The organism is Pseudooceanicola sp. HF7 (assembly GCF_011806405.1).
Classification (GTDB): Bacteria; Pseudomonadota; Alphaproteobacteria; order Rhodobacterales; family Rhodobacteraceae; genus Pseudooceanicola.
Genome location: NZ_JAATOW010000064.1, coordinates 2,501 through 5,752, shown reverse-complemented (window position 1 = coordinate 5,752; position 3,252 = coordinate 2,501). Strand labels below are relative to the sequence as shown.

The window sequence follows — 3,252 nt, the reverse complement described above, 5'->3', positions numbered from 1 at the left end:
CGAACGCAAGAAAGCCCCGGTCATTACTGACCGGGGCTTTTTTGTTTGTTTGTATCGTTTTGGATTTTTTCTAGGTCTGGCGGCGACTTACTCTCCCACGTCTTAAGACGCAGTACCATCAGCGCTACGGCACTTAACGGCCAGGTTCGGGATGGATCTGGGTGTTTTGCTCGCGCTATGACCACCAGACCGAGGAAAAATCCGACTGAGAGATATCGATCAACTGCTGTCCGTGATTTAGTTGATACACTGTTATGTGTGTATGCTTTTGATTTTCCGTAGAGATTTCTGTCTTCTACTGGATCAAATCAAGCCTATCGGGCCATTAGTACCGGTCAACTGAATGCATTGCTGCACTTACATCTCCGGCCTATCGACGTGGTGGTCTACCACGGCCCTCAGGGATACCTTGTTTTGAGGGGGGCTTCCCGCTTAGATGCCTTCAGCGGTTATCCTTTCCGAACATAGCTACCCAGCACTACCGTTGGCACGATAACTGGTCCACCAGTGGTTCGTTCACCCCGGTCCTCTCGTACTAGGGGCAACTCCTCTCAAGTATCCTACACCCACGGCAGATAGGGACCGAACTGTCTCACGACGTTCTAAACCCAGCTCACGTACCTCTTTAAACGGCGAACAGCCGTACCCTTGGGACCTGCTCCAGCCCCAGGATGAGATGAGCCGACATCGAGGTGCCAAACACTGCCGTCGATATGGACTCTTGGGCAGTATCAGCCTGTTATCCCCGGCGTACCTTTTATCCGTTGAGCGATGGCCCTTCCACTCGGGACCACCGGATCACTATGGCCGTCTTTCGACTCTGCTCGACTTGTCAGTCTCGCAGTCAGGCTGGCTTCTGCCATTGCACTCAACGAGCGATTTCCGACCGCTCTGAGCCAACCTTCGCGCGCCTCCGTTACGCTTTAGGAGGCGACCGCCCCAGTCAAACTACCCGCCACACAGGGTCCCGGAACCCGATAAGGGATCGCGGTTAGACATCAAGCAGAACAAGGGTGGTATCTCAAGGGAGACTCCACAGGAACTAGCGTCCCTGCTTCGAAGTCTACCACCTATCCTGCACATGTTCGGCCTAATGCCAGTGTGAAGCTGTAGTAAAGGTGCACGGGGTCTTTCCGTCTAACCGCGGGAAGCCTGCATCTTGACAGGCAATTCAATTTCGCTGAGTCGATGTTGGAGACAGCGGGGAAGTCGTTACGCCATTCGTGCAGGTCGGAACTTACCCGACAAGGAATTTCGCTACCTTAGGACCGTTATAGTTACGGCCGCCGTTTACCTGGGCTTCAATTCGGAGCTTGCACCCCTCCTTTTAACCTTCAGGCACCGGGCAGGCGTCAGACCCTATACGTCGTCTTGCGACTTCGCAGAGCCCTGTGTTTTTAGTAAACAGTCGCCACCCCCTGGTTTGTGCCCCCGGTGGTCATGCACCGGGCCTCCTTCTCGCGAACTTACGGAGGTATTTTGCCGAGTTCCTTCAACATCGTTCTCTCAAGCGCCTTGGTATGCTCTACCAGTCCACCTGTGTCGGTTTAGGGTACGGTCTGATGGAGGGCTATTTCCAGGAACCGTCTTGGATACGGGTCAATCCGATAAGACCCGCACGCCGCCACGATCCGTCACATCCTCCTGGCTCAGGAATATTAACCTGATTCCCATCGTCTACGCATTTCTGCCTCGACTTAGGGGCCGGCTTACCCTGCTCAGATTAGCTTTAAGCAGGAACCCTTGGACTTTCGGCGAGAGTGTCTCTCACACTCTTTGTCGCTACTCATGTCATCATTCTCGCTAGTGATCTCTCCACCGGATGCCTTACAGCCCGGCTTCACTGAAAGCTCCTTGCGTCCAATACCTTCCGAAGAAGGATAAGGACGCATGGAGCTATGTCACACTACGCTCCGCTACCATGCACTATGTGCATCCTCAGCTTCGGCTCATGGCTTGAGCCCCGTTACATCTTCGCCGCAGGACAACTTAATTAGACCAGTGAGCTGTTACGCTATCTTTAAAGGATGGCTGCTTCTAAGCCAACCTCCTGGTTGTTTTGGTCGTCCCACCTGCTTTCCCACTTAGCCATGAATTAGGGGCCTTAGCTGGAGGTCAGGGTTGTTTCCCTCTCCACTACGGACGTTAGCATCCGCAGTGTGTCTGCCATCTAGTACTCCCGGGTATTCGGAGTTTGGTTAGGATCAGTAAGCCTGTGGGGCCCCATTACCCATCCAGTGCTCTACCCCCCGGGGTATTCGGATGACGCTCTACCTAAATAGATTTCGCGGAGAACCAGCTATCTCCGAGTTTGATTGGCCTTTCACCCCTAGGCACAACTCATCCCGACCTTTTTCAACAGGTGTGGGTTCGGACCTCCAGTAAGTGTTACCTTACCTTCATCCTGGTCATGCCTAGATCACTCGGTTTCGGGTCTGATCCCACGAACTCGACGCCCTATTAAGACTCGCTTTCGCTGCGCCTACACCTATCGGCTTAAGCTTGCACGTGAGACCAAGTCGATGACCCATTATACAAAAGGTACGCCGTCAGCTCGCAAGGAGCCTCCGACTGATTGTAGGCGTTCGGTTTCAGGTACTGTTTCACTCCCCTCGTCGGGGTGCTTTTCACCTTTCCCTCACGGTACTGGTTCGCTATCGGTCAGTAAGGAGTACTTAGCCTTCGAGGGTGGTCCCCCGATCTTCAGACAGGATTTCACGTGTCCCGCCCTACTTAATACGTCCTATCATGCTTCATATACGGGACTGTCACCCACTATGGTTGGCCATTCCAGACCATTCTATTCACACTCAAGGCTCGGCTGGTCCCCGTTCGCTCGCCGCTACTAGGGGAGTATCATATTGATGTCCTTTCCTCCGGGTACTTAGATGTTTCAGTTCCCCGGGTTTGCTCTTAAAACCCTATGTGTTCAGGTAATAAGTACTTGATTATACTCAATGATAACCACCTCGCCTAAGCGAGATAATATCATCAAGCATTCAAGTGGGTTGCCCCATTCGGAAATTCCTGGATCAAAGCTTATTCTCAGCTCCCCAGAACTTATCGCAGAGTATCACGTCCTTCATCGCCTCTTACTGCCAAGGCATCCACCAAACGCCCTTCTCGCGCTTGATCTGATCCAGAAGAAGACAGACAAGTCTGTCGCGACACATTGTATGTGCGGGCTGGTTCGTCCGCTGTGTCTCTGTTCCGGATCAAAAGTCATACATTTCCCGCCTGGACCTACGTCCA

The 3,252-nt window shown here is 52.9% G+C and carries 2 rRNA genes; both read right to left on the bottom strand.

The annotated features are described in order from the left end of the window. Positions 1–74: 74 nt before the first annotated feature. Positions 75–189, bottom strand: a 5S ribosomal RNA gene (gene rrf, locus HCZ97_RS20225). A gap of 115 nt (positions 190–304) precedes the next feature. Further along, positions 305–3,135, bottom strand: a 23S ribosomal RNA gene (locus tag HCZ97_RS20220). Positions 3,136–3,252 lie beyond the last annotated feature (117 nt).